This window comes from Roseibium sp. HPY-6, assembly GCF_040530035.1.
Lineage (GTDB): Bacteria > Pseudomonadota > Alphaproteobacteria > Rhizobiales > Stappiaceae > Roseibium.
This window is the reverse complement of sequence record NZ_JBEWCD010000002.1, coordinates 2,157,939-2,181,171: the sequence shown is the minus strand read 5'-3', so window position 1 is coordinate 2,181,171 and position 23,233 is coordinate 2,157,939. Positions and strand designations below refer to the sequence as shown.

Below are 23,233 nucleotides of genomic sequence, written 5' to 3'. Positions count from 1 at the left end.
TGCCATGGAACTGATCCGGCACAGACCGCAAGCCAGTTGGCCGACACCCGGCGCTGTTATTGCCCTGCTCAAGCCTATCACTTGGTTTCCCCCAATGTGGGCCTACGCCTGCGGCGCGATCTCCACTGGCGAGGGCGTCGGCAACCGGTGGGTTTTCGTTCTTTGCGGTGTCCTGCTCGCGGGGCCCCTGCTTTGTGGAACAAGTCAGGCGGTGAACGACTGGTTCGACCGCCACGTCGATGCCATCAACGAACCGCATCGCGTCATTCCTTCCGGACGCATGCCCGGGCACTGGGGGCTCTATGTGGCCCTGCTCATGTCCGCTTTCTCCCTGATCGTTGCCGCGATGCTCGGAACGCTCATATTCGCGGCGGCACTCATCGGACTGTGTTTTGCCTGGGGTTACAGCGCGCCACCGCTGCGCTTCAAGCAAAACGGTTGGATCGGCAACGGTGTCGTTGGTTTCAGTTATGAGACCTTGCCCTGGCTGACCGCGGCAACGGTCATGACCGGTTTCGCGCCAAGCGAGCCAATCTGGATTGTTGCACTGCTTTACGGTTTTGGCGCGCACGGCATTCTTACTCTGAATGATTTCAAGGCGATCACGGGCGACAAGGAGATGGGCATCAACACCCTCCCCGTCCTTCACGGCCCCCGATCCGCAGCTGCCATTGCGTGCGTGATCATGGCTTTGTCGCAAGCGGGCGTTTTCGCAACCTTGTTTTACCTCGACCTTCCGCTTTTCGCGCTTGCTGTTGGGGTGCTGCTGGCATTGCAGATCGGTTGCATGATCCGCTTCGTACGTGACCCGATCCGCCTTGCTGTCTGGTATTCCGCGATCGGGGTCGGTCTTTACGTCACGGGGATGATGATAACGGCGTTCGGACTGCGATCGCTCGCTCAATCTGCGCTTTCAACGATGTGAGGGAAATTTCCCATGTTTCGGACAGCTGCCAATCACCGAGAGCATCATCAAACGGCCAATGGTCTGAGTTGGTTTGCGATCGTTCGACTTGGCTTGATCCAAGCTTCTCTGGGTTCCATTGTCGTATTGACCAACTCCACGCTCAATCGGGTCATGGTCGTGGAACTGAGCCTTGCGGCGGTCATACCCGGACTTCTGGTCGGCATTCATTATGCCATCCAGCTTTCCCGGCCCGTGTGGGGACACCGATCGGATGTCGGAAGTTCCAGAACAGCCTGGATCCTGGGCGGATTGGCGCTTCTGGCCATAAGCGGCACGGCCGCGGCCGCGACGACATTCCTATTCGAAGCCAATTTTTACGTTGGCCTCGTCGCAGCAATCGCGGCCTACACCCTGATCGGCGTTGGTATCGGGGCGAGCGGAACCTGTTTGCTTGCCCTGATGGCGGCCAAGACCGCTCCTGAGCGGCGCGCATCGGCTGCCACGATCACATGGATGCTCATGATTGCAGGAATTGTCGTGACTTCCATTGCCACCGGCATCAACCTCGACCCCTATACTCATTCACGGCTTGTCGCCGTCACCGCGATAACGGGCCTGGTGGTTCTCTGTGTTTCAGCACTCGCCATTGCCGGTATCGAGAAAAAACCGACCGTCATCGGTGACAAGGACCGGAAGCCCGCCACGAGTTTTCAAGAGAGTATCAAGGAAGTCCTGAACGACCCGGAAGCGCGCTTGCTTACGCTTTTCATTTTCATGTCCATGCTCGCCTACTCCACACAGGACCTCATTCTGGAGCCTTTTGCTGGTCTTCTTTTTGGCATGTCACCCGGTGAAACAACCAAGTTGTCAGGTACACAGCACGGCGGCGTCTTCTTCGGCATGGCGGTTGTCGGGATCGCGGGCGGGCTTTTTTCGAAACGCAAGCCCGGTCTCATCAAGTTCTTTATCGTTGCAGGGTGCCTTGGGTCCGGGCTAGCGCTCGCCTTTCTTTCACTTGCCGCATCCGTTGCCCCGGCCTGGCCGCTGGAAGCGAACATTTTTGCGCTCGGCTTCATGAATGGTGCTTTCGCGGTTGCAGCTGTCGGAACGATGATGGTTCTGGCCGGAGCGGGCAAATCTTCCAACGAAGGTGTGCGAATGGGGGTCTGGGGCGCTGCGCAGGCGGTTTCCTTTGGTCTGGGCGGCGTTGCCGGAACAGTGGTTTTGACACTGGGCCGCTGGTCCACGGGCAACGATGCGACAGCGTTCACGCTGGTTTTTGCGCTGGAAGCCATTCTGTTTCTGATGTCGGCACTGGTTGCGCTCCGGATTGGCGTCAAGCCGGTGCCACGACGCGACACCGAAGCCCACACCGCGCCTTCGACGGTCCCGGCTGAATAGATCATGCATCTTGAAAACTGTAGTGAAATAAAGAGGTCAGGCATGGATACCACATTCGATGTGGCCGTCATCGGCGGCGGTCCAAGCGGCGCAATCGCAGCAGAAGCGCTCGCGAAATCCGGCCACTCTGTCTTGCTCGTCGATCCCGATAGCCGCATCAAGCCCTGCGGCGGCGCAATTCCATCGAGAACGCTGAAAGACTTCTCCATCTCCGAAGATATGCTCGTTTCACGGGCAAACGCGGCGCGCGTAATTGCGCCGTCTGGCAAATCGGTGGAGATGCGGATTGGCGACATCGGCTTCGTCGGCATGGTCGACCGGGCAACCTTTGATCCCTATCTGCGCATCCGCGCTGAACAAGCGGGCGCGGATCTGCTGAAGGGCAAGCTGGTGTACATGGAGGAAACCGCAAACGGCACCCTACAGCTCTCGATTGAGCCCACGGATGGCAACAAAGCCAGGGAAACAGTGAGCCATAAAGCGCGGATCGTAATCGGTGCGGATGGCGCGAACTCCGCGGTGCGCCGCATCATGTTTCCGCGCAGCAAGAAACCGCCATATGTTTTCGCCTATCACGAGATTGTCGAATCCCCCGAAACCGGCGCATCCGCAGGATTTCAGGGAGACCGATGCGACGTCATTTATGATGGCCGGATTTCTCCCGACTTTTACGGCTGGATCTTCCCACATGGCGAGCAGACGTCTGTCGGCTGCGGGTCCGCAGTCAAAGGCCATAGCCTGCGCTCAGCAACGGCACAGCTTCTGAAGGCATCTTCCCTTGACGGACAGCGCGTCATTCGCCGGGAAGGTGCGCCCTTGCCTTTGAAACCCATGCGGCGGTGGGATAACGGCAAGAACGTCCTCTTGGTGGGTGACGCTGCTGGAACCGTCGCCCCATCGTCCGGTGAAGGCATCTACTACGCCATGTTGTGCGGGCAGTTGAGCGCCGAGGCCGTTGCCACATGCCTTGCGACAGGCAAAGCGTCGGCACTTTCAGAGGCCAGGAGACGTTTCATGAAAGATCATGGCCGTATCTTTTTCATTCTCAGGATCATGCAAAACGTCTGGTATCGCAGCGATCGCTTCCGCGAACGTTTCGTGACTATGTGTGCTGATCCCGACGTCCAACGTCTGACCTGGGAGTCTTATCTGAACAAGAAACTCGTTCGGCGTGATCCCCTCGCACATATCCGCGTCTTCTTCAAAGATCTCGGCCAGTTGCTTCGCATTCCGGCGGGCCAGAAATGAATATCCTGATGACATGGCTTGAAAGCGGCTGGCTGGCGGTTGCGGCCATGGCGATCCTCTGGGCGGAGACTCTGCTGCTCTGCTTGCTTTCAAGCAGCCCCATGGCGCGCTTCAAGGCCTTGGCGGGTGGTGCTCTTGCCGGAACATTCCTGCTGGCGGCATTGGCGTTTGCGCTTCGCGGCGACGCGCTTGGCTGGGTCCTTCTCTTTCTCTCACTGTCGCTGTTTGCGCACTTGCTCGATGTCGCCGGGCGCTTGAAAGATCACTCTGCCGCGTTGAGCCGCAACACCGACAAGTTAAGCAGTCCCGCCGTGCTCACCCAAAGGAGATAGGGGACGAAAAGAAGAGACGCGAGCGCTGAAATCGGCCAGGCCGCCAGGATGAAACCGGCGATCGCGAGCCAGAGCAGGCCTAACTCGAACAAAGCCAGGTCCATCCGTTTCAATCCGAAAAACAGCCAGGACCAGCATCCATTCAGGATGAGCTGCAAGATCCAAAGCCCCATGGCAAACGACCACCCTGCCTTGGTCCATATGTCCCAGCCGGCGTAGGCGATCATGACATAAAGGATCGTCCAGACCGTGGGGAATGCCCATTGCGGCGGCGTCCAGGAGGGTTTTCGCAGTGTTTCGTACCAAGGTCCGGGCTTGAATATCGCGCCGCTCATTGCGGCCAAAAAGACAAGACATGCAAATGTTGCCGCAGCCATACTTGGTACCTGCTTTCACCAAATTCACTCGGATCAGACTATGTCACACCAGTGCGACGAAACAAATGTCAGACGCATTGGAGCGGTCACTCCGCAGCCAAAATCTCCAAAGCCAAAGCTCAAAACTCCTCTTCGGTTGCACGGCGAAAAAGTCTGCCTCTTCGACAATCCGATTTTGCCCGCCCAACATGCAATAGACTGACAGATTTTTAGGCAGAATGTGTAAAAAAAAGTTTACACATTCGTCAAGTTCGTCAAGAATAAAGGACACCTTGCCGTTCACAGGTGAAGCCGAAACTGCTCCGGTCTGACGTTCGGAATATCGTCGGATCTTAAGAGGAGAATGGTGCCAAAGAAACGGCCTCAGGCGCGGGAGGAAAAGATATGAGCTTCATATCAAGGAGCGTTGCGGCAACGCCATTGCTCGATCAGGTACAAGACCCGCAGCACCTGAAACGCCTGACACCGGATGAGCTTGCCGCACTTGCGGACGAACTCAGAACCGAAATTATTTCCGTCGTGTCGGAAACTGGCGGTCATCTTGGTTCCAGCCTCGGCGTTGTCGAACTTACCGTTGCCATTCATGCCGTTTTTGACACACCGGATGACAAGCTGATCTGGGACGTAAGCCACCAGTGCTATCCTCACAAGGTTCTTACCGGACGCCGCGATCGCATGCGCACGTTGCGCAAGAAAAACGGGCTGTCCGGTTTCACCAGAAGGAGTGAAAGTCCTTTCGATCCGTTCGGCGCGGCACATTCTTCGACATCGGTGTCAGCCGGTCTCGGCTTTGCGGTCGCCCGTGATCTGACAGGCGGCACAGAAGACGTGATCTGTGTTGTTGGGGATGGTGCCCTGACCGCAGGCATGGCGTATGAAGGCCTTAACAATGCCGGCGACCTCGACCGGCGCATGTTCGTTATTCTGAACGACAACAACATGTCGATTTCGCCGCCAACCGGCGCGGTTTCAGATCATCTCAACGATCTGGCCTCCCGGACTGACGCGCTTGCGAAGGAGCGCAGTCTCTTTGAGCACATGGGGTTTCAATATCACGGGCCCGTGGACGGACACGACGTCAAAGAACTGGTTGCGGTGTTGCGAAAACTCAAGCGCGAAAGCATCGGACCCGTCCTGCTTCATGCCATCACACGCAAAGGTGCCGGCTACAGCTTTGCCGAAACCTCCCACGACAAGTATCACGGCGTTTCCAAATTCGATATTTCGTCGGGAAAACAGTCCAAGGCGAAAGCCAAGGCACCGAGTTACACCAAGGTCTTCGCCAATGCACTTGTTGAAGAGGCAAAAAGCGATGACCGGATTGTTGCGATAACGGCCGCGATGGCAGCCGGTACAGGGGTCGACGTCTTCGGAAAACAGTTTCCGGAAAGGACCTTTGATGTCGGCATTGCTGAACAGCATGCCGTCACCTTTGCTGGTGGACTTGCAGCAAGCGGGATGCGCCCGTTCTGCGCCATCTACTCAACATTCCTGCAACGTGGATACGACCAGGTCGTCCACGACATAGCACTTCAAAACCTTCCCGTCCGTTTCGCGATCGACAGGGCTGGCCTGGTCGGCGCGGACGGCCCGACCCATGCGGGCGCATTCGATGTCGGATATCTCGCAAACCTGCCCAATTTCACCGTAATGGCAGCAAGCGACGAGGTTGAGCTCACCCACATGGTGGCAACGGCGGCAGGCCACGACACGGGCCCGATTGCGTTCCGCTACCCGCGCGGTGAAGGCGTCGGCCTTCCTATTCCGGACAAGGCCGTTCCTCTTCCGATCGGAAAAGGCAGGATTGTCGAAACGGGAAGCAGTGTCGCGCTCCTGTCGTTCGGCGCGAGGCTTTCCCAATGTCTCGGGGCTCGTGAACGGCTCGAGGAAGAAGGGATTTCCGTTACGGTCGCGGACGCAAGATTTGCCAAACCGATTGATCAGAACCTGATCCTCGACCTCTTTTCCAATCACAAGCTTCTCGTCACGATCGAAGAAGGAGCGACCGGCGGCTTTGGCGCGCTGGTGCTACATTATCTGGCCGGGAACGGTTTGCTCGATGGCCGCTGCGACATTCGGACAATGACGCTGCCGGACAGTTTCATTTCCCAGGCTGCACCTCAGGAAATGTACGACGAAGCCGGCCTGAATGCGGAGCATATTGCCAACATGGCACGCAACGTATTGTTGCAAAACAAGAAAACCACAAGGCGCAGCATGCAGGCCTGGTCGGGGAAGCAGGAAAACTATGTCCAGTTGACGCATCGCGCGGAAGACAGGTGAAAATCGAGGGTGATTTATTCCAATTGAAGCTCCGTTACGCGTTTTGCGGCGCTTCTTTGGTGTAGTACCCTTACCTTAGTCGAGGAGCGCCTGACCGCCTAGGCCGAGCTTTCGGGAGGGGGGAATTGGCCTACAAAGAAAACGGCGAAAACGCAGCGACCGGAAAAGACGTGTCGCCACCGCTCGCCGACAATGGCCAGCCGTCAAAGGCAGAAGAAAAAAACCAGTTGAACTCTCAGGATCTTTCCATCCTGGAGCACGCTATTCGTGAACGTGTTTCCGGACTGGTCAACGACTTGCATCCTGACGTCAACGGGCAAGCCTCGTCTTTGCTTTCGGAGACAGATCTGGATTTCCGCCTGCATCCTGAACTGGATGCAAAGGCGCGCCAGCTTCCGGCAGCCGATAAAGCGATTGCCTTTCGCGAGAGATTTCTTAAGTCGCTCATCGATCCGGACCCCAGACACCACAGGGAAATCATCGAGGAGCTGCTGCAAGCAAACATTCCGATGCAGACCCTGGCGATTCATCTTTTTTGCCCGGTCGCAACGCAGCTTGGCACTTACTGGTGCAACGATGAAACCGACTTCATGCAGGTCGCTGTCGCATCGACACGATTGAACACCATCGTCAATCACGCCACCCATGCCGGCGCTCAATTGGTCAACCCCCATCCTTCGGCAAAGAGAGTCCTTCTTGCCCGGTCGCACGGCACAAAGCACACGCTTGGCGTCACGCTGGTGCGGATGTGTTTTCGCGACATGGGCTGGATCGTTGATGGCGGTGCCGACATGGAAATCGGCGACACCCTTTATATGCGTCTTTCCTCCCGCCCCTATCACCTTCTTGGTCTCTCGATCGGCCAAATTGAGGAGACAGCGGATTGCAAAGACGCGATCGAGCGATGCCGGTCGGAACCGGCAACGCGCGACGTGAAAATTGCACTGGGTGGTGCAGCGGTCGTGACCCGGCCCGATGAGTTTCAGAACACCGGCGCCGACGTCATCGCGCGTTCGGCCCTGGAAGTCATGCACTTGGCGGAATATATTCCGCACTAACTGCCCAGGGCGGATGCCGACAGATTGGGCTGCGCCGTTCGTGATCAGTCCCTTGTGCGCAAAACCCGTTCACCTGCAGTCTTCCAACTCAATTCTGCCGTCCGTGTTTCAGCCGCAGCATTGCGGATGAGATCGGCCCAGTTTGATCCATGTCAAACTCCGATACGCCCCTTAGTGTAAACTTAAGTTGACACATAGGAGGCAACCATGCGCATCGTCCTGATCCACCCGAACTACCATTCCGGCGGGGCGGAAATTGCGGGAAATTGGCCTCCTGCCTGGGTGGCTTACCTTGCCGGTCATCTGCGAGAGGCCGGGTTCGAGGACATACATTTCATCGATGCGATGACGAACAACCTCACTGACGAAGCGCTCCGGCAAAAACTGCGCGACCTAAAACCGGACGTCGTCGGCAGCACGGCCATCACCCCATCAATTTACGTTGCCGAGCAGGTGCTGAAGATTGCACAGGAAGAGTGCCCGGACGCCATCCGTGTGCTCGGCGGAATTCACGCGACCTTCATGTATAAACAGGTTCTGTCCGAAGCCCCATGGATCGACGTCATCGTTCGCGGCGAAGGCGAGGAGATTTTCCGCGACCTTATCCGCTGCATTGCCGCGGGCCGCTGGCCTCAGGACCAGCGCAACATCAGGGGCCTCGCTTTTGCGGAAGGCGATCAGTTCGTGGCAACCCAGGCCGCGCCGACCGTCAAGGACATTGACGCGATCAATCCGGACTGGTCACTTCTGGAGTGGTCGAAATATATTTACGTTCCGCTCGGCGTGCGTGTCGCCATTCCAAACATGGCCCGCGGATGCCCCTTCACCTGTTCGTTCTGCAGTCAGTGGAAATTCTGGCGTGACTATCGTGTCCGGGACCCGAAAAAGGTCGTCGATGAAATCGAAACGCTGGTTGCACAGCACGATATCGGCTTCTTCATTCTCGCGGATGAGGAACCCACCATCAACCGGAAGAAGTTCATAGCCTTTTGCCAGGAACTGATCGATCGTGGCCTGAACGAAAAGGTCAAGTGGGGCATCAACACGCGTGTAACCGACATTTACCGAGACCGTGAACTGCTATCGTTCTACCGGAAAGCAGGGCTTGTCCATGTCTCTCTCGGTACCGAGGCCGCGGCGCAACTGAAACTCGACCGCTTCAACAAGGAAACAAAGGTCGCCGAAAACAAGGAGGCCATCCGCCTGCTTCGCGAAGCGGACATATTTGTCGAGGCTCAGTTCATCGTCGGCCTCGACAACGAAACTCCGGAGACCCTTGAAGAAACCTTCCAGATGGCCTGGGACTGGCAGCCTGACCTTGCCAACTGGGCCATGTACACGCCATGGCCCTTCACACCGCTGTTTGCGGAAATCAAGGACAAGGTCGAGATCTTCGACTTTTCGAAATACAATTTCGTCACGCCGATTATGGCACCTGAAGCAATGGACCGCGCGACCCTGCTCGACCGGGTGATGCACAATTACCGACGCTTCTATTCACGAAAGGCCCTCTTTTACTATCCCTGGCGCGGAACCGGGTTCCGGCGCAGATATCTTCTTGGTTGTCTCAAGGCCTTTCTGAAAGCCGGCTTCCAAAGAAAATTCTATGATCTTGGCAAGGCGAATTATTGGGGGCCCCAATCCAAGAAGGGGGTCAACTTCAATTTTGACCGCAAACGCACAATCGTACCGGCACAAATGGATGATTGGGAAGCTTCCGCAGACCGGGCGGCACGCGCCCGTGCGCGCCGCGAAGCTGCCGATGCGATTGTCCCGGACAAGATGCTTGCGTGCGGAGGCGGATCACAGCAAATGTCGCAGGGCGCGGCAAGCCTGCCGGGTGAATGACAATGCCGATCGATTTGGCTGCCGGAGGCGCGGGAGTTGTTGGACCCAATGCCGTCGTGCAACTTGGCTTGGCCTTGCAGGATCATTATGGCCCTCAAACGGCCCAAGCCGTCTTTTCAAGGAGCGGTTACCCGGACCTTGTCGATCATCCACCGGACGTGATGATCAATGAAACCATTCCGGCTTCGCTGATGGCAGGCCTTTGGGCGACACTTCAAGCTGAAGACGCGCATGCCATCGCATTGGAAGCTGGTCGTCGGACTGCCGACTACGTGATTGCACACCGCATTCCGCGCGCTGCGAAATGCGCACTCGCCTGCGCGCCCAAAGCCCTTGGAGCCCGACTGCTTCTCAAATCGATCCATCGCAATGCCTGGACCTTTTGCGGATCCGGCGTGTGCACAATCAGAACGTCCCCTCCCCTTGCTCTCTTGCTCCGAGAGAACCCGATCCGCACACCCGGTTGCGTCTGGCATGTCGCTGTCCTTGAGCGGTTGTTTTACAGGCTTGTGTCTTCGCATGCGCAAGTGACGCATCATGCGCTTCAGGTTGAAAATTGCTTGGTCGACAGGTTCGAAATCGCGGTGGCGTGAAGCTGTATGGCGGGATGGGAACCTACCAAAGAGAGTGCGGCACCGGCTGAACGACAGATCATATGTCCGGTTGCATGAGCTTAATCCGATCATGTGCGGGACCAAAACTTCGTGAATTTTCAAATCACGTAAGGAAGGCATTTCGGAAACTGAACACCTGTTCATATTCTAATCATGTCTTCCAGAACTGTCTTCGGCATCAACTCTGCGAGGTCGTTCATTGAGACCATTTGGCTGTTTGGAATTTGTCCAAGGGCCACGCATGTCACCAACAGCCCCAGCTGAAACAGGCATAGATGCAACTTAAGTGTGTGTATGAGTTCAATAAAAATTTCGAAGTTATTTTCGATTCAATTTGCATCCAAATTCACACATCCACCAAGCCCCACACCGGAAACAAAGCAGTCTATTCCAGAAGAAAAACGTCTTATTTCAACTTTTGAGAGTGCTTCAGGTTGAAGGGGCAACAATTGTGAATTAGTGCATTTGCACTATTTCTTTATTTACAAAAGTTGCAACTTTACATTAAAATACAGTATAATTTGCAACCATTTGTAAAAAAATCGTTAAGATGTTATTAACTTACCCAAAGTTCGAGATCTATTTTCTAATTTTTGTTTTCAAGCTGGGGGGCTTCTTAGATGGCAAACATTATTGGAACGCCAGGAGACGACCAATTCGGGCTTCAACTCATCGGGACTGCTGCCGATGATAATTATTTTGGCTTTGCCGGAAACGACTGGCTGATCCCATCGCTGGGTGACGATGTTCTTGACGGTGGGGCAGATCTGGACGTTGCGATCTATGATGCCAGCCCGCTTGTCAACGGTGTTTTCATCAACAACACCTCAGTGGCCATCAGCGGTATCGCAGCGTTCACAGTCGACAAAGGGCTGGGTGGCACCGACACGCTCATCGACATCGAAAATTTCCACGGAACGAATTTCGATGACACGATTTATGTTGGAGGCCTGGGCCTCTTTTTCACCTATACGTTTGATCGCGCCGGAAACGACTATGTAGAAGCCAGTCAGGATCCGAACGCAACCAGCGGGCACACCTTTTTTGCCGGGAGCGGCAACGATACTTACGTCGGCACAATTCAGTTTGACCGGGTGGATTATCAGGACGACGGATCGGCGGACGCTGCTGGTCCTGTCTTTCAGGGTGTGAATGTCGACCTGGCGGCAGGTACTGCAACGGACGGCTGGGGTGGAACCGATACACTGATCGGGATCGAAGATGTATCCGGAACCGATTTGGCGGACATCATTTTCGGCGATGCAAACACCAACAACATCTTCGGCAACGGCGGCAACGATCAGATAAACGGGGGTGCAGGAGGCGCGGACTATCTGAACGGCGGAACGGGTAATGACACGATCATCGCCGATCCCGACGGATCCTTTATGGTTGGCGGCGAAGGAGACGATACCCTGATCGGTGGATCAGGCTTCGACACAATCGCCTATAACGAAGACGCCGGAAACGGCGGTACAAACGGAATTGTTGCCGACCTTGTTTCCGGGATCGTAGTCGACGGCTTCGGCGATACCGATACTGTGAGTGGTATCGAGCGTATCATAGGGACCGAATTCAACGACCAGATGACCGGGGACAGCAATCCAACGCGGTTTCGCGGGCTCGCCGGAGACGACTTTATTGATGGTGGCAGCAGCAGCAGGGACCGTGTCGACTATGACCGGGATCCAAGCGGTGTCACAGTAAATCTGCTTACTGGAACCGCTACAGACGGCTGGGGAGATACAGACACCCTGGTCAATATCGAGCGCATTCGCGGCTCGAATTTTGATGACAACTTGACGGGTGACGCAAACCGGAACCAGATCAGACCGCTGGAAGGCAACGACTTTATCGACGGCGGCGACGGAAGAGACACGGTTGACTATTCCGATGAGACTTTCAACGGAGGTTTGCAGGGTGTCAATGTAGACTTGGCAGCCGGAACGGCCACTGACGCGTTCGGAACGACGGACACGCTCATAAACATCGAGGAAGTCGTCGGAACATCGCTTGACGACGTGCTTCTGGGCGACAGCGGCGATAATTATCTCGAAGGCCGGGAAGGCGACGATGAGCTTCGCGGATTTGGCGGCTTCGACGAACTCAGCGGAGGCCAGGGCAACGATATCCTGGACGGCGGCTCAAATCCGTTCGATTTTTCCGGCGGTGACCGTGCTTCCTACAGTCAGGAACATGAGAACGGCGGATCGTCAGGGATCGTTGCCGACCTGAATACCGGGATTGTTACCGATACATTTGGTGATACCGACACGCTTATCGACATTGAAGAAATTCAGGGATCGGTCTTCGACGACATCATTACCGGTTCCGCAGGCGACGAACAGCTTCGCGGCGAAGACGGCAACGACACGCTGACCGGAAACGACGGAAACGATGACCTATCCGGAGGTGCCGGAAACGATAGCTTGGACGGTGGTGACGGCGGGGACTTTCTCCAACCGGGAGCAGGTACTGACACGGTCATCGGCGGTGCCAATGGCCCATTGGGCGAGGACGACGAGCTTTCCTACATTTTCGACAGCAGGGATGTCGGAACGTCAAACGGTATAGCTGTCACCTTTACAAATGCGACCGATGGCACTGTCATCGATTATGCCGGTGACACCGACACATTCACCGGCATTGAACGTGTTCGAGGTACGAACAACGCGGATACATTCATCGGCTCGATAGGGGACCAGACGTTCCAAGGATTTGGCGGCGCTGACCATTTCGACGGCGGCGCGGGTGATAGAGACCGCATAGACTACAACCGGGAGCGGGCGGACCTGGATTCTCCAGAATTCGGGATCGTGGTCAACATGGTCGCCGGAACAGCGACCGACACCTATGGCGACACCGACACGTTTACAGGCATCGAAGAGATCCGCGGCTCACGGTTCGACGATTTCATCACCGGAGACAATAATCGGAACAACATCCAAGGCGGCGACGGGGTCGATACTCTCGACAGTTTCGGTGGCTCAGACAACTACATCGAAGGCGGCGCTGGCAACGACATAATTCACGCTCGCGGCGATGATGACTCCGTGAACGGTGGCCAAGGCAATGACGTCATTACGTTTTACGGTAATAGCGGGTTTGTAGATCCAGGGCTGGGCTCGGACACGATCACAGGTGGAACCACCGGCTTCTTCTTGATCGCTTACCAAAATGTCAGTGAAAGGGTCGTGGTGGACACGGCTCTCGGCACGACGCAGCTGGCCGGTGGTGACGTCGACACCTTTACCAACATTCGCAACGCGCAAGGTGGTGAAGCAAACGACGACTTACTCGGCGATGACCTTGACGAATACCAGGAATTCCAAACATCCCTTGGCGATGATTTCATCGACGGCCGCGGGGGTGACGACGATTGGCTGATTTACGACTACAACTACAGGATTGATAATCCCAACGCTGCAGACGTGCAGGTCACGATCGACTTTATAAACGGAACGGCAACAGGTGTACTTGCCGGAAACGACACCTTCCAGAACATCGAAGGTGCGCGCGGGACCTTTGGCAACGATGTATTCATCGGAAGCAACCAGGCTTTTGAAGAGTTTCAGGGCCTAGCCGGAAACGATACCTTTACCGGCAATGGCGGTCTTGACAGACTGAACTACAGCTTCGATGACAATCGTGGTGGCCTGAGCGGTGTAGTCGTCAATCTCTCGACTGGTACGGCGACAGACGGCTTCGGCGACACCGACACCTTCACTGGTATCGAGCAGGTCAACGCCACCGATTTCAGTGACACCCTCACCGGTGACGGTAACGAAAACATCCTGATCGGTCGCGCGGGTATGGATACCATTTCCGGCGGCGCCGGAGATGACGGTATTTACGCCGGGGGCGACATTGACACAGTTACAGGAGGAACCGGTTCCGACATCTTCGGCGGGCGAATCTGGGAACTGGATGGCGATATCATCACGGATCTGTCTTTCGAGGACAAGATCCGGGTCTTCGATGAAGACTTCAACGACATTGGTGCGAACCTGACCATTGTCGGCAGCGAGTTGCGCATCGACATAGATGGCGATGGCGCTGCTGATGCGACCATGCAATTGACCAACGGCTACTCCGGCCCTGTCGAGTCCTTCGGCGGCCCCGTCGGGGGACCTGTGCCCACCTTTTTGACCGTTGAGAATGCAGGTCTTTTCGGAAACGTCATTAGCGAAGACAATACTTCGGTCACGATAGAGGTCACGCGCAGCGGCGACGTGTTCACGACTGCGTCCGTGGACGTCACGATCACCGGCACGGGCCTCAACCCGGCGAACGCGAGCGACATTTCCTCGCCATTTTCGACGATTGAGACCGTCACCTTCCTTCCAGGGGAAATGGTGAAATCCGTAGTGGTCGACATTTCCGAAGACGGCGCAATTGAACCAAACGAAGATCTTGCCGTTACGCTTTCCAACGCCGTCTCCGACGGCACGCTTCCGGCTCAGATAAACGGCGGCGAAACCTATATCCGTATTCTGAACGATGATTTTCCCGAAACCGTCAGCATTGAGGGAGGCAGAGCTCCGGAAGATTCAGGTGTTCTAACCTTTACCGTTGAGCGCACAGGAGACACATCGTCTGCGATCGATGTCCCTTATACCATCCGGTCCGCGGGCGGCACTCAGGGCGCAGAGAGCGATGATCTCGTCAATGGACTCGACCAGTCAGGGGTTGTGACAATTGCGGCGGGCCAGACAACCGCGACATTCACAATCGGGATTGTTCCCGACAGCATTAATGAATTGCATGACGATGTGATCGCGTCGATTTCCACGGATCCGAGCTGGCCGGCCAATCTTGCAATCGGTACGCGCGAGGCAATCGGATCAATCCGCAATGACGACGGCGTGCCGCCGAACCCGCCCCTGGGAGCAACCGCATCCAACTGGGGAGATCCTCACATCGTTACCCTTGACGGCCTTGGGTACGATTTCCAGGCGGTCGGCGAATTCACTCTCATAGAGGCAACATCCGGCGATCCGCTGAATGTGCAGGTTCGTTACAAACCTGTACTCGGGTCCGACATTGCCAGCCAGACGTCGGCGGTTGCAACGACACTAGGTACGGCGCGGGTCGTAATCGATATCGATGCTGCGAGCCTTGTGACAGTCAATGGGGTTGCGTTCGACCTGGCAACAGCAGCAGGCGGCGCGAGCCTCGGCGACGGCCAGATATTCTTCGACGGTGAAATCATCACGCTAGTCTATGCAAACGGCGAACAGTTGCACGTGACGGAACCCGGAGATTTCCTCAACACGAATGTGTATCTGAACTCGGGAAGAGACGTCCGTGGACTTTTGGGCGACGGAGACGGCGATCCATCAAACGACCTCGCCCTCAAGGACGGCACAACACTGTCTCAGCCTGTTGATTTCGATGTGCTCTATGGCGCTTTTGCTGCGGACTGGCGCATCACAGACAGCACATCACTATTCAACTACCCCGCAGGCCAGGGAACGGACGACTTCACCGACCTTTCCTTCCCGAGCGGCGTTCTGTCGATAGACGACCTTCCGGACGAAATTCTTCAGCCACTTCTTGATGCTACCGCAGATATTTCCGACCCGGTTGCACGCGAGGCAGCCATCCTTGACGCTCTTCTGACCGGCGATATCGAAACGGTTCTTCAGTCTGTCGAGGACGTGAATGAGGCCGATGACTCAACCGAGCCGGACAATGCACCGGTTGTTGAGTCCGCCGTTGGCGTGATTGGTTCCAGCAGCCAGCTTATTGAAGGCAATACCGGCGTTCAGAGCCTGGTTTACACCATTTATCGAACAGGTGATTTGAGTGAGGCGCTTTCGCTTGACTACAGTTTTTCCGGCACAGCGGACAGTACGGATTTTTCCGGAATTGGCGGGGGGACACTGAACTTCGGTATCGGTGAAACAGCCAAGCTGGTCGAAGTCGGACTGCTTGGCGATACGGACGTCGAAGGCAATGAAGATCTTGTCTTCGAGATGTCAGTTACATCGGGGTCACCATCACTCATCAATTCGACCTTCAAAACGACGGTCCTAGACGATGACGCAGCGCCGAACGCGCAACCAGTTGCCGAAGACGACGACTATAAGGTCGATGAAGACGTGACGCTGAGCGTCCCAATCGACGGTGTTCTCGACAACGATACGGATGCCGATGGGGATACGCTGACGGTCACCGTTACCTCTGATGTGTCACATGGCAGTCTGGACCTGAAAGATGACGGTTCCTTCGACTACACGCCGGATGCGAATTTCAACGGGGTCGATAGCTTCACGTATGAAGTTTCCGACGGCAAAGGCGGAGTTGACGAGGCCACGGTGACGATTACCGTGGATCCGGTCAACGATGATCCGGTTGCTGGTGACGACTCCGGCTTCACCACAGATTTTGAAACCCCGATTGAAATCAACGCCACCGATCTGCTTGACAATGACGATGACGGTGATCCGGACGAAACGCAGCCTCTGTCCATTACGAATGTCGGCAATCCGCTCGGCGGCACCGTAAGCCTTGCGGCGGGCATCATAACGTTCACTCCGGCTGAAGGTTTTAGCGGTGAAGCCCAATTCACCTATGAGCTTTCGGACGGAGCCGGCGGCACCGATACCGCGGTCGTTTTGCTTGAGGTCGGCGAGGCTTCGAACGACGCTCCAATTGCCGTCGACGATACCACTGAGACCGACGAAGACAATGCGGTCACGTTCAACATTCTCGACAACGACACCGATCCGGACGGGGACCAAGTACAGTTGAACCAGGTTTTCGCCGAGGACGGCACACTGATCCCGTTCGACGTCGAAACGGCACTGGCCAGCGGTGGAACGATCACGATATCTCGGGATGGAACCACCGTCTTCGATCCGGCTGGTGATTTCGAGGCACTCGGCTTCAACCCGCAGCCGGAGCCGCCCGCGGCCGCTTTCGACCTTGTCTACAACATCATCGAAGACACCGACGAAGGGCTCGTCAGCGACAATGCGACCGTAACCATTTCCGTTCGCGGGCAAAACGATGCACCGCTCGCGGACGACTTTGAAGTCGAGACGACAGAAGACATGTCAGTCATTCTGCCGATTCTCGACATGGTGTCGGACGTTGATGGCGACGATTTGGAACTGGAATTCCTGATCGATCCGGCGATTGGCGAGATCACGTTTGACGGCGAAGACTACAGGTTCACGCCCGCACCGGACGTCAATGGCGATTTTGATATCGAATATATCGTCACCGATGAGCACGAAAGTTCCTCCAGAGGAATACTCAGCCTGACGATTGAGCCAGAGAACGACGACCCGGTCGCAGTGGACGACAGTGCCACGACGGATCAGGACACGTTCGTTGCGATCGACTATCTGGCAAACGATACGGATCCCGATGGCGACGGCTTGACTGTGACGAGTGTCGGCCCCGCCTCGAACGGTGTGGCATCGCTCACAGGCTATACGCCTGATCCAGGCTTCTTTGGAACGGATAGCTTCACCTACACAATCTCCGACGGCAACGGCGGCACTGCGACGGCGACGGCAACTGTCACGGTCGTCTCAGAAAGTTCCGAAGTGGCGGATTACTCCCAGAACTCCGGGGGGGTCTACACCCGTTTGGACCGGGGCTGGTCGACGGATATTGAGAACAAGGCGCTCGGATGGATACCGCTCACACAAGGAATTGCCGCCAGTACCGTCCCACATGACGATCTCGTCAATGTTCAAGACATCGTCGGATCTGACTTCCTCGATCTTATTGTCGGAGACGCTGCAAACAACCTGATCCGCGCCGGCGACGGCAACGACTACTTCAGCGGCCTTGCCGGCGACGACAGTCTCTTCGGAGAAGAGGGCAACGACAGGATCTTCGGCGGATTGGGCAACGACACCCTGGACGGTGGGGAAGGCAATGATCAGCTTACGGGTGGCGAGGGCCTCGACATTTTCATCTTCAATGGCGGGCACGATGTAATCCGGGACTTCGACCCGCAGATCGGTGAGGATGAAAATGGGGCCGACGGCGATCTTGTCTCGATCTCCATTTCTGGAATCTCCGATTTCGACGACTTGCTTGCAACTGCATCGCAGGACGGCGCTGATACCGTGTTCAACATCAGTGATGACGATCGCCTGACGCTTCAGGACACCCTTCTGGTGTCGCTGGAGGTGGACGATTTCAAGTTTGTCTGAACGCTAACGCGGGGCACTTTCCAACTTGCCGTTGGACTCCAAAGCGCCCCGCTGTTTCGAACAGCCTGCGCGTGTGTTCCTCGTCAACTCTCTTTGCCATGCCAACGGTACCATAAGGTAAGCGGTAACGCTTGTTTGCAGTATCAGAATCGCCCCGCCCTCTCTCACGTGTTGCGAGAGAACCCGATCCGTACGCCGCGTTGCATCCGGCATGTCGTTGTCTTGGAACGGCTGTTTTGCAGGCTGGTGTCTTCGTAGACGCGTGTGACGCATCATGCGCTTCAGGTCGAAAACTGCTTGGTCGACAGGTGCGAAATAGCGGCGGTGTAACGAGGTTACAGAGCTTTTCCCAACAGTGCGATGCCTCACCATTTTGCTTGTCAGAGCAACTGCAGCGCTGAAAGCGCAATTTTGTCGCAAAAAATTCGGCCCGTTAGGTGCTCCCGCTGCAAGTCAAGATAATGACGGCTTTGAGGCGAATTGGACCACTTCTTCAAAAAATGCAGCCTGACCTGTTGCCAAGCACTCAAAAAGGGACAAATAATGTGACCAATTGAAATTGGTTCCATCAAGAGATTTCGCATGACAGAAGATCGTCCAACTCGGCGAAACTCCAGTCTGGCGCTAGAACGCCTTCGAATTCTCGTTGATCAGCTTGCGATGGACGGCGTACGTCAACTACCGACAGAACGGGACCTTTCCGAGCAAATTGGTGTCGGTCGGCGTGCCGTGCGTAGGGCTCTGGAAGTGCTTGAAACCGAGGGGTTCATCTGGCGGCGGCAGGGTGCCGGCACCTTTATCGGGTCAAAACCGAGCGAGGGCGAGCAACAGCTCAGCAAACTGCCTGAAATGAGCAACATGCTCGAGGTCATGGAAGTGCGCTTGCGTCTGGAACCTGCGCTGGCTCAGCTGGCCGCCATACGGGCGACGCCAAAAGACATTGTCCAGATGCGCCATGTGGCCGACAAAGTCGGCGAAGCCGATGACATGGACGGACGCGAATTGTGGGACGGCGCCCTTCACCGCGCCATCGCGAAGGCTGCGGGCAACACCCTTTTTCTTGCGCTTTTCGACGTGGTCGACCGCATGCGTCAGAACGACAGCTGGCGCCACGTGCGCGAAGCCCTGCGCACCCGCGAAACCGTCTCACAATACAAGGCGCAGCATTCAGATATTGTGGATGCGATCGAGCGCCACGACCCCGTTTCCGCAGAACGCCTGATGCGCCAGCATCTGCTTGCCCTTCAGGAACGGCTGTTGTTCCAGACTTCGGAAAACGCCGGCAATGAGTGAGCGCCAGGAAAACCAGCTGCGATCATCAAGCGACGCCCCGCTTTTGACAGTCGAGGACCTCTCGATCCGCTTCAAGGGCGCTCCGGCCAATACGGTCGACGGCGTATCTTTCAGCATCAAGCGTGGCGAGACGCTCTGTATTGTCGGCGAAAGCGGGTGCGGGAAATCCATCTCTGCGCTGGCGTTGATGGGTCTTCTGCCAACGCCTCCAGCGGAAATCGCAGCTTCGCGCATTTCCTTTGACGGGCGCGATTTGTTGTCGCTTCCGCCCAAAACCCGGGCGGACCTGCGCGGCGATCGCATGGCGATGATCTTTCAGGAACCGATGACGTCCCTCAATCCGGCCTTCCGCATCGGGGACCAGATAGCCGAAGGTGTGTTGCGCCACAGAGCCGTCAGTCAAGCAGATGCCCGTCAACGTGCGCTCGACATGCTGGATCGCGTGAAAATCCCGGCGGCCGCGGAGCGCCTTGACGACTATCCGCACCAGCTTTCGGGCGGCATGCGCCAGCGAGTGATGATTGCAATGGCGCTTGCAAATGATCCGGATCTGTTGATCGCGGACGAACCGACGACCGCGCTCGATGTGACTATCCAGGCCCAGATCCTTGACCTGATGAGAACGCTTCAGGAGGAAACGGGAACCGCGCTGATCATGATCACACACGATCTGGGCGTTGTTGCAGAAGTCGCTGATCAGGTTGCCGTCATGTATGCCGGGAGAATTGTCGAACAGGGGCCGGTTCAGGCCATTTTTGACGATCCGCAACACCCCTACACCATCGGCCTGATGAGCTCCCTGCCCTCGCTTGGGCAAAGACAAAGCCGGCTGACGACGATCTCCGGAATGGTCCCGACGATCGACAAGATGCCAGGAGGATGTCGATTTGCCCCTCGCTGCCCTTTCGCCGCGGATCGCTGCGAGACTGAAGCGCCTTCGCTGACAACCATGTCTCAGACGCATCTTGCCGCCTGTCATCTTGCTCCGCTGGAAAACCACATGATGGAAGCGGTATGAAGCACTTTGCGCAGGACACAATTCTGGAAGCGCGTAATGTCGGCCGCAATTTCACGCGTGGTGGCGGTCTTTTCCATCCAATGACAATCGTCAGGGCCGTCGACGGTGTAGACCTGGCGGTCAAGCGCGGCGAAACGCTCGCCATTGTAGGGGAGAGCGGATGCGGGAAATCGACACTCGCCAGAACCCTGGTCCGGCTCTTGGAACCTACCAGTGGTGAGGTGCTTTACGAAGGCAATGACATTGCTCACCTTCCAGCCCGTGATATGCGCAAGCTGCGCAAGGACCTGCAGTTCGTTTTCCAGGATCCTTTCTCGTCGCTCAATCCGAGGATGACCGTCGGGGCCATCGTTGAAGAGCCGCTGACCGTTCACACCAACGACAGCAAAGCTGAACGACAAAAGAAGGTGGTCACTCTGCTGCAGCGAGTCGGGCTTCGCGCGAGCATGGCGGACAGATACCCGCACGAATTTTCAGGTGGTCAGCGGCAGCGCATCGGCATAGCCCGTGCCCTTGCGAGCGATCCGAAAGTGATTGTTGCCGACGAGCCTGTCTCAGCCCTCGATGTGTCCGTGCAGGCCCAGGTGATCAATCTGCTTGAAGACTTGAAAACCGAATTCAATCTCACATTGATCCTGATCGCCCATGATCTCGCTGTGATCCGTCACATGAGCGACAGGGTCGCAGTCATGTATCTCGGCGAGGTCGTTGAGATTGGTGATACGGAAACTGTCTACGGCACTCCCCGGCACCCCTACACCCAGGCGCTGATGCGCTCGATCCCGGTTCCAGCGCCCGGGATGCGATCAATGAAGGCGGATCTTCCGGGCGATATCCCCTCGCCGCTGAACCCTCCTCCCGGCTGCCGTTTTCATACCCGTTGCCGGCATGCCGGCGAACGTTGCGGAACCGAGCGTCCAACGCTTGAAACTGCCAATGGATCACGTGAGGTCGCCTGCCATCACTGGCAGAAAATCGCAGGCACCCAGACCAGACAAAAACAAGAACCGTCCCGAAGCGCGGCCACTGAAAAACGCTTTTCCCTTTACCGGGAATGGAGCGAAAAAATGTCGATAAGCACAGCCTCCTCCCCCGGTACCACTCCCACCCAGAGGAAAGACAAAAATGCGTAAATCTCTCTTAGCAGCACTGCTTCTTGGTGTTTCGTCAATTATCACGCCAGCCATGGCGGCCGACCTTCGCATCGGTCTTCAGGAAGACCCGGACGTCCTTGACCCCGATCAATCGCGGACATTTGTCGGCCGTATCGTCTATGCGTCCCTTTGCGACAAGCTTGTCGACATTACACCGGATCTCGAAATCATTCCGCAACTCGCCACTGGCTGGTCCTGGTCCGACGACGGCCTGACCCTGACAATGGATCTGCGCGACGATGTCACGTTCCATGACGGTACACCGTTCGATGCCGAAGCTGTCAAAGCCAATATCGACCGCTCCCAGAACCTGCCCGAAAGCCGGCGCAAGAGTGAAGTCAAGAACATTCAGTCGGTTGAAGTCACCGGACCTCATCAGGTGCAGTTCAAGCTGAAAGGTCCCGATGCGACGCTGCTGGCTCAGTTTGCGGACCGGTCCGGCATGATGCTGTCACCGACCGCAGCAGCTGCTGCCGGGGTCGATCTGGGAGCGAAACCGATTTGCTCCGGCCCGTTCAAATTTGTCGAAAGGGTTGCGCAAGACAGGATTGTTCTTGAAAAGTTTGCCGAATACTGGAATGCGGACGCGATCAATTTCGACAAGGTCACCTTCCTGCCCATTCCCGACACGACCGTCCGTCTCGCAAACCTTCGCTCCGGCGATCTTGATATGCTCGAGCGCCTGGCGGCTACCGATGCTGCGTCCGTGAAAGGCGACGGATCGCTTCAATATGAAGAGGCCGTGAGCCTCGGCTATCAGGGGATCACGGTGAATGTTGCCAACGGAGACCGCGCCAACAATCCTCTGGGCCAGGACGCCAAGATACGAGAAGCCTTCAGCCTGTCCCTCGACCGCGAAGCAATCAACCAGGTCGTGTTTGAAGGCGCATTTGCACCCGGCAACCAGCCCTATCCGCCGACGAGCCCCTGGTACGACACAGACCATCCGGTTCCGGCAAGAGACGTTGAAAAGGCCAAGGCGCTTTTGAAAGAAGCCGGTTTCGACAGTCTTGATGTCGAAGTCCAGGTCGCCAACAACCCGGTACAAACGCAGCTCATGCAGGTCGTACAATCAATGGCTTCTGAAGCCGGCTTCAACGTCAAACTGAAGTCGATGGAATTTGCCAGCCTCCTGTCGGACCAGTCTGCGGGCAACTATCAGGCCAGCCAGATCGGATGGTCGGGACGCGTCGATCCGGATGGCAACATCCATCAGTTCGTGACCTGTGAAGGCGGGATCAACGACAGCAAATACTGCAATCCCGAAATTGACGCCCTTCTGGACGAAGCCCGGACTTCAACGGATCTGGAGATCCGCAAGGAAAAGTACGACGCGGCCCGCGACATCCTGAACGCGGACATGCCGCTCATCTACCTCTACCACGTTACGTGGATCTGGGCTCTCTCGGACAAGCTTGAAGGCTTCAAACCTTATCCGGACGGAATGATCCGTCTGGAAAACGTGAAGTTCAAGTAACTCCTGAACATAGCGGGACCCGGCATATCCGCCGGGCCCCGGTCAC

General features: G+C 56.4%; 14 protein-coding genes. 13 read left to right on the top strand and 1 reads right to left on the bottom strand.

The annotated features are described in order from the left end of the window. The first annotated feature begins 4 nt into the window (after positions 1-4). The 4 genes from chlG to ABVF61_RS21145 are packed head-to-tail and all read left to right on the top strand — an operon-like array spanning position 5 to position 3,888. Positions 5-925 (top strand): chlorophyll synthase ChlG, encoded by a 921-nt coding sequence (chlG, locus tag ABVF61_RS21160; protein WP_353995515.1) that lies wholly within the window; start codon positions 5-7, stop codon positions 923-925. 12 nt (positions 926-937) lie between these two features. Further along, the gene (locus tag ABVF61_RS21155) at positions 938-2,308 is read left to right on the top strand and encodes a BCD family MFS transporter (protein WP_353995514.1); all 1,371 of its coding nucleotides are present in this window, start codon (positions 938-940) and stop codon (positions 2,306-2,308) included. A gap of 42 nt (positions 2,309-2,350) precedes the next feature. Then, complete coding sequence (locus ABVF61_RS21150) at positions 2,351-3,556, top strand: geranylgeranyl diphosphate reductase (protein WP_353995513.1); 1,206 nt, start codon at positions 2,351-2,353, stop codon at positions 3,554-3,556. Next, positions 3,553-3,888 (top strand): hypothetical protein, encoded by a 336-nt coding sequence (locus tag ABVF61_RS21145; RefSeq protein WP_353995512.1) that lies wholly within the window; start codon positions 3,553-3,555, stop codon positions 3,886-3,888. Before ABVF61_RS21150 ends, ABVF61_RS21145 begins: the two co-directional genes overlap by 4 nt. Here the strand turns inward: ABVF61_RS21145 and ABVF61_RS21140 are convergent. Beyond that, on the bottom strand, positions 3,819-4,265 hold the full coding sequence (locus tag ABVF61_RS21140; RefSeq protein WP_353995511.1) for a TspO/MBR family protein: 447 nt from the start codon (positions 4,263-4,265) through the stop codon (positions 3,819-3,821). The genes ABVF61_RS21145 and ABVF61_RS21140 overlap by 70 nt on opposite strands. A 384-nt stretch (positions 4,266-4,649) precedes the next feature. Here ABVF61_RS21140 and dxs point away from each other — a divergent pair, with 384 nt between their 5' ends. The 9 genes from dxs (at position 4,650) to ABVF61_RS21095 (ending at position 23,187) form a co-directional block, all read left to right on the top strand. Beyond that, positions 4,650-6,548, top strand: coding sequence for a 1-deoxy-D-xylulose-5-phosphate synthase (gene dxs, locus ABVF61_RS21135; protein WP_353995510.1), 1,899 nt, complete (start codon positions 4,650-4,652; stop codon positions 6,546-6,548). Between the two features lie 125 nt (positions 6,549-6,673). Continuing rightward, the gene (locus ABVF61_RS21130) at positions 6,674-7,606 is read left to right on the top strand and encodes a cobalamin B12-binding domain-containing protein (protein ID WP_353995509.1); all 933 of its coding nucleotides are present in this window, start codon (positions 6,674-6,676) and stop codon (positions 7,604-7,606) included. 207 nt (positions 7,607-7,813) lie between these two features. Next, entirely contained in the window at positions 7,814-9,454 is a 1,641-nt protein-coding gene (gene bchE / locus ABVF61_RS21125; RefSeq protein ID WP_353995508.1) for a magnesium-protoporphyrin IX monomethyl ester anaerobic oxidative cyclase, read from the top strand. 2 nt (positions 9,455-9,456) lie between these two features. Continuing rightward, complete coding sequence (gene bchJ / locus ABVF61_RS21120) at positions 9,457-10,047, top strand: bacteriochlorophyll 4-vinyl reductase (protein WP_353995507.1); 591 nt, start codon at positions 9,457-9,459, stop codon at positions 10,045-10,047. 641 nt (positions 10,048-10,688) lie between these two features. Continuing rightward, complete coding sequence (locus ABVF61_RS21115) at positions 10,689-18,245, top strand: Ig-like domain-containing protein (RefSeq protein WP_353995506.1); 7,557 nt, start codon at positions 10,689-10,691, stop codon at positions 18,243-18,245. A 582-nt stretch (positions 18,246-18,827) separates the two neighbouring features. Beyond that, the gene (locus tag ABVF61_RS21110) at positions 18,828-19,538 is read left to right on the top strand and encodes a FadR/GntR family transcriptional regulator (RefSeq protein WP_353995505.1); all 711 of its coding nucleotides are present in this window, start codon (positions 18,828-18,830) and stop codon (positions 19,536-19,538) included. Next, a complete protein-coding gene (locus tag ABVF61_RS21105) occupies positions 19,531-20,556 on the top strand; it encodes an ABC transporter ATP-binding protein (protein WP_353995504.1) in 1,026 nt (341 codons plus the stop codon). Before ABVF61_RS21110 ends, ABVF61_RS21105 begins: the two co-directional genes overlap by 8 nt. Next, positions 20,553-21,689, top strand: coding sequence for an ABC transporter ATP-binding protein (locus ABVF61_RS21100; protein ID WP_353995503.1), 1,137 nt, complete (start codon positions 20,553-20,555; stop codon positions 21,687-21,689). Before ABVF61_RS21105 ends, ABVF61_RS21100 begins: the two co-directional genes overlap by 4 nt. Further along, positions 21,682-23,187 (top strand): ABC transporter substrate-binding protein, encoded by a 1,506-nt coding sequence (locus tag ABVF61_RS21095; RefSeq protein ID WP_353995502.1) that lies wholly within the window; start codon positions 21,682-21,684, stop codon positions 23,185-23,187. Before ABVF61_RS21100 ends, ABVF61_RS21095 begins: the two co-directional genes overlap by 8 nt. Positions 23,188-23,233 lie beyond the last annotated feature (46 nt).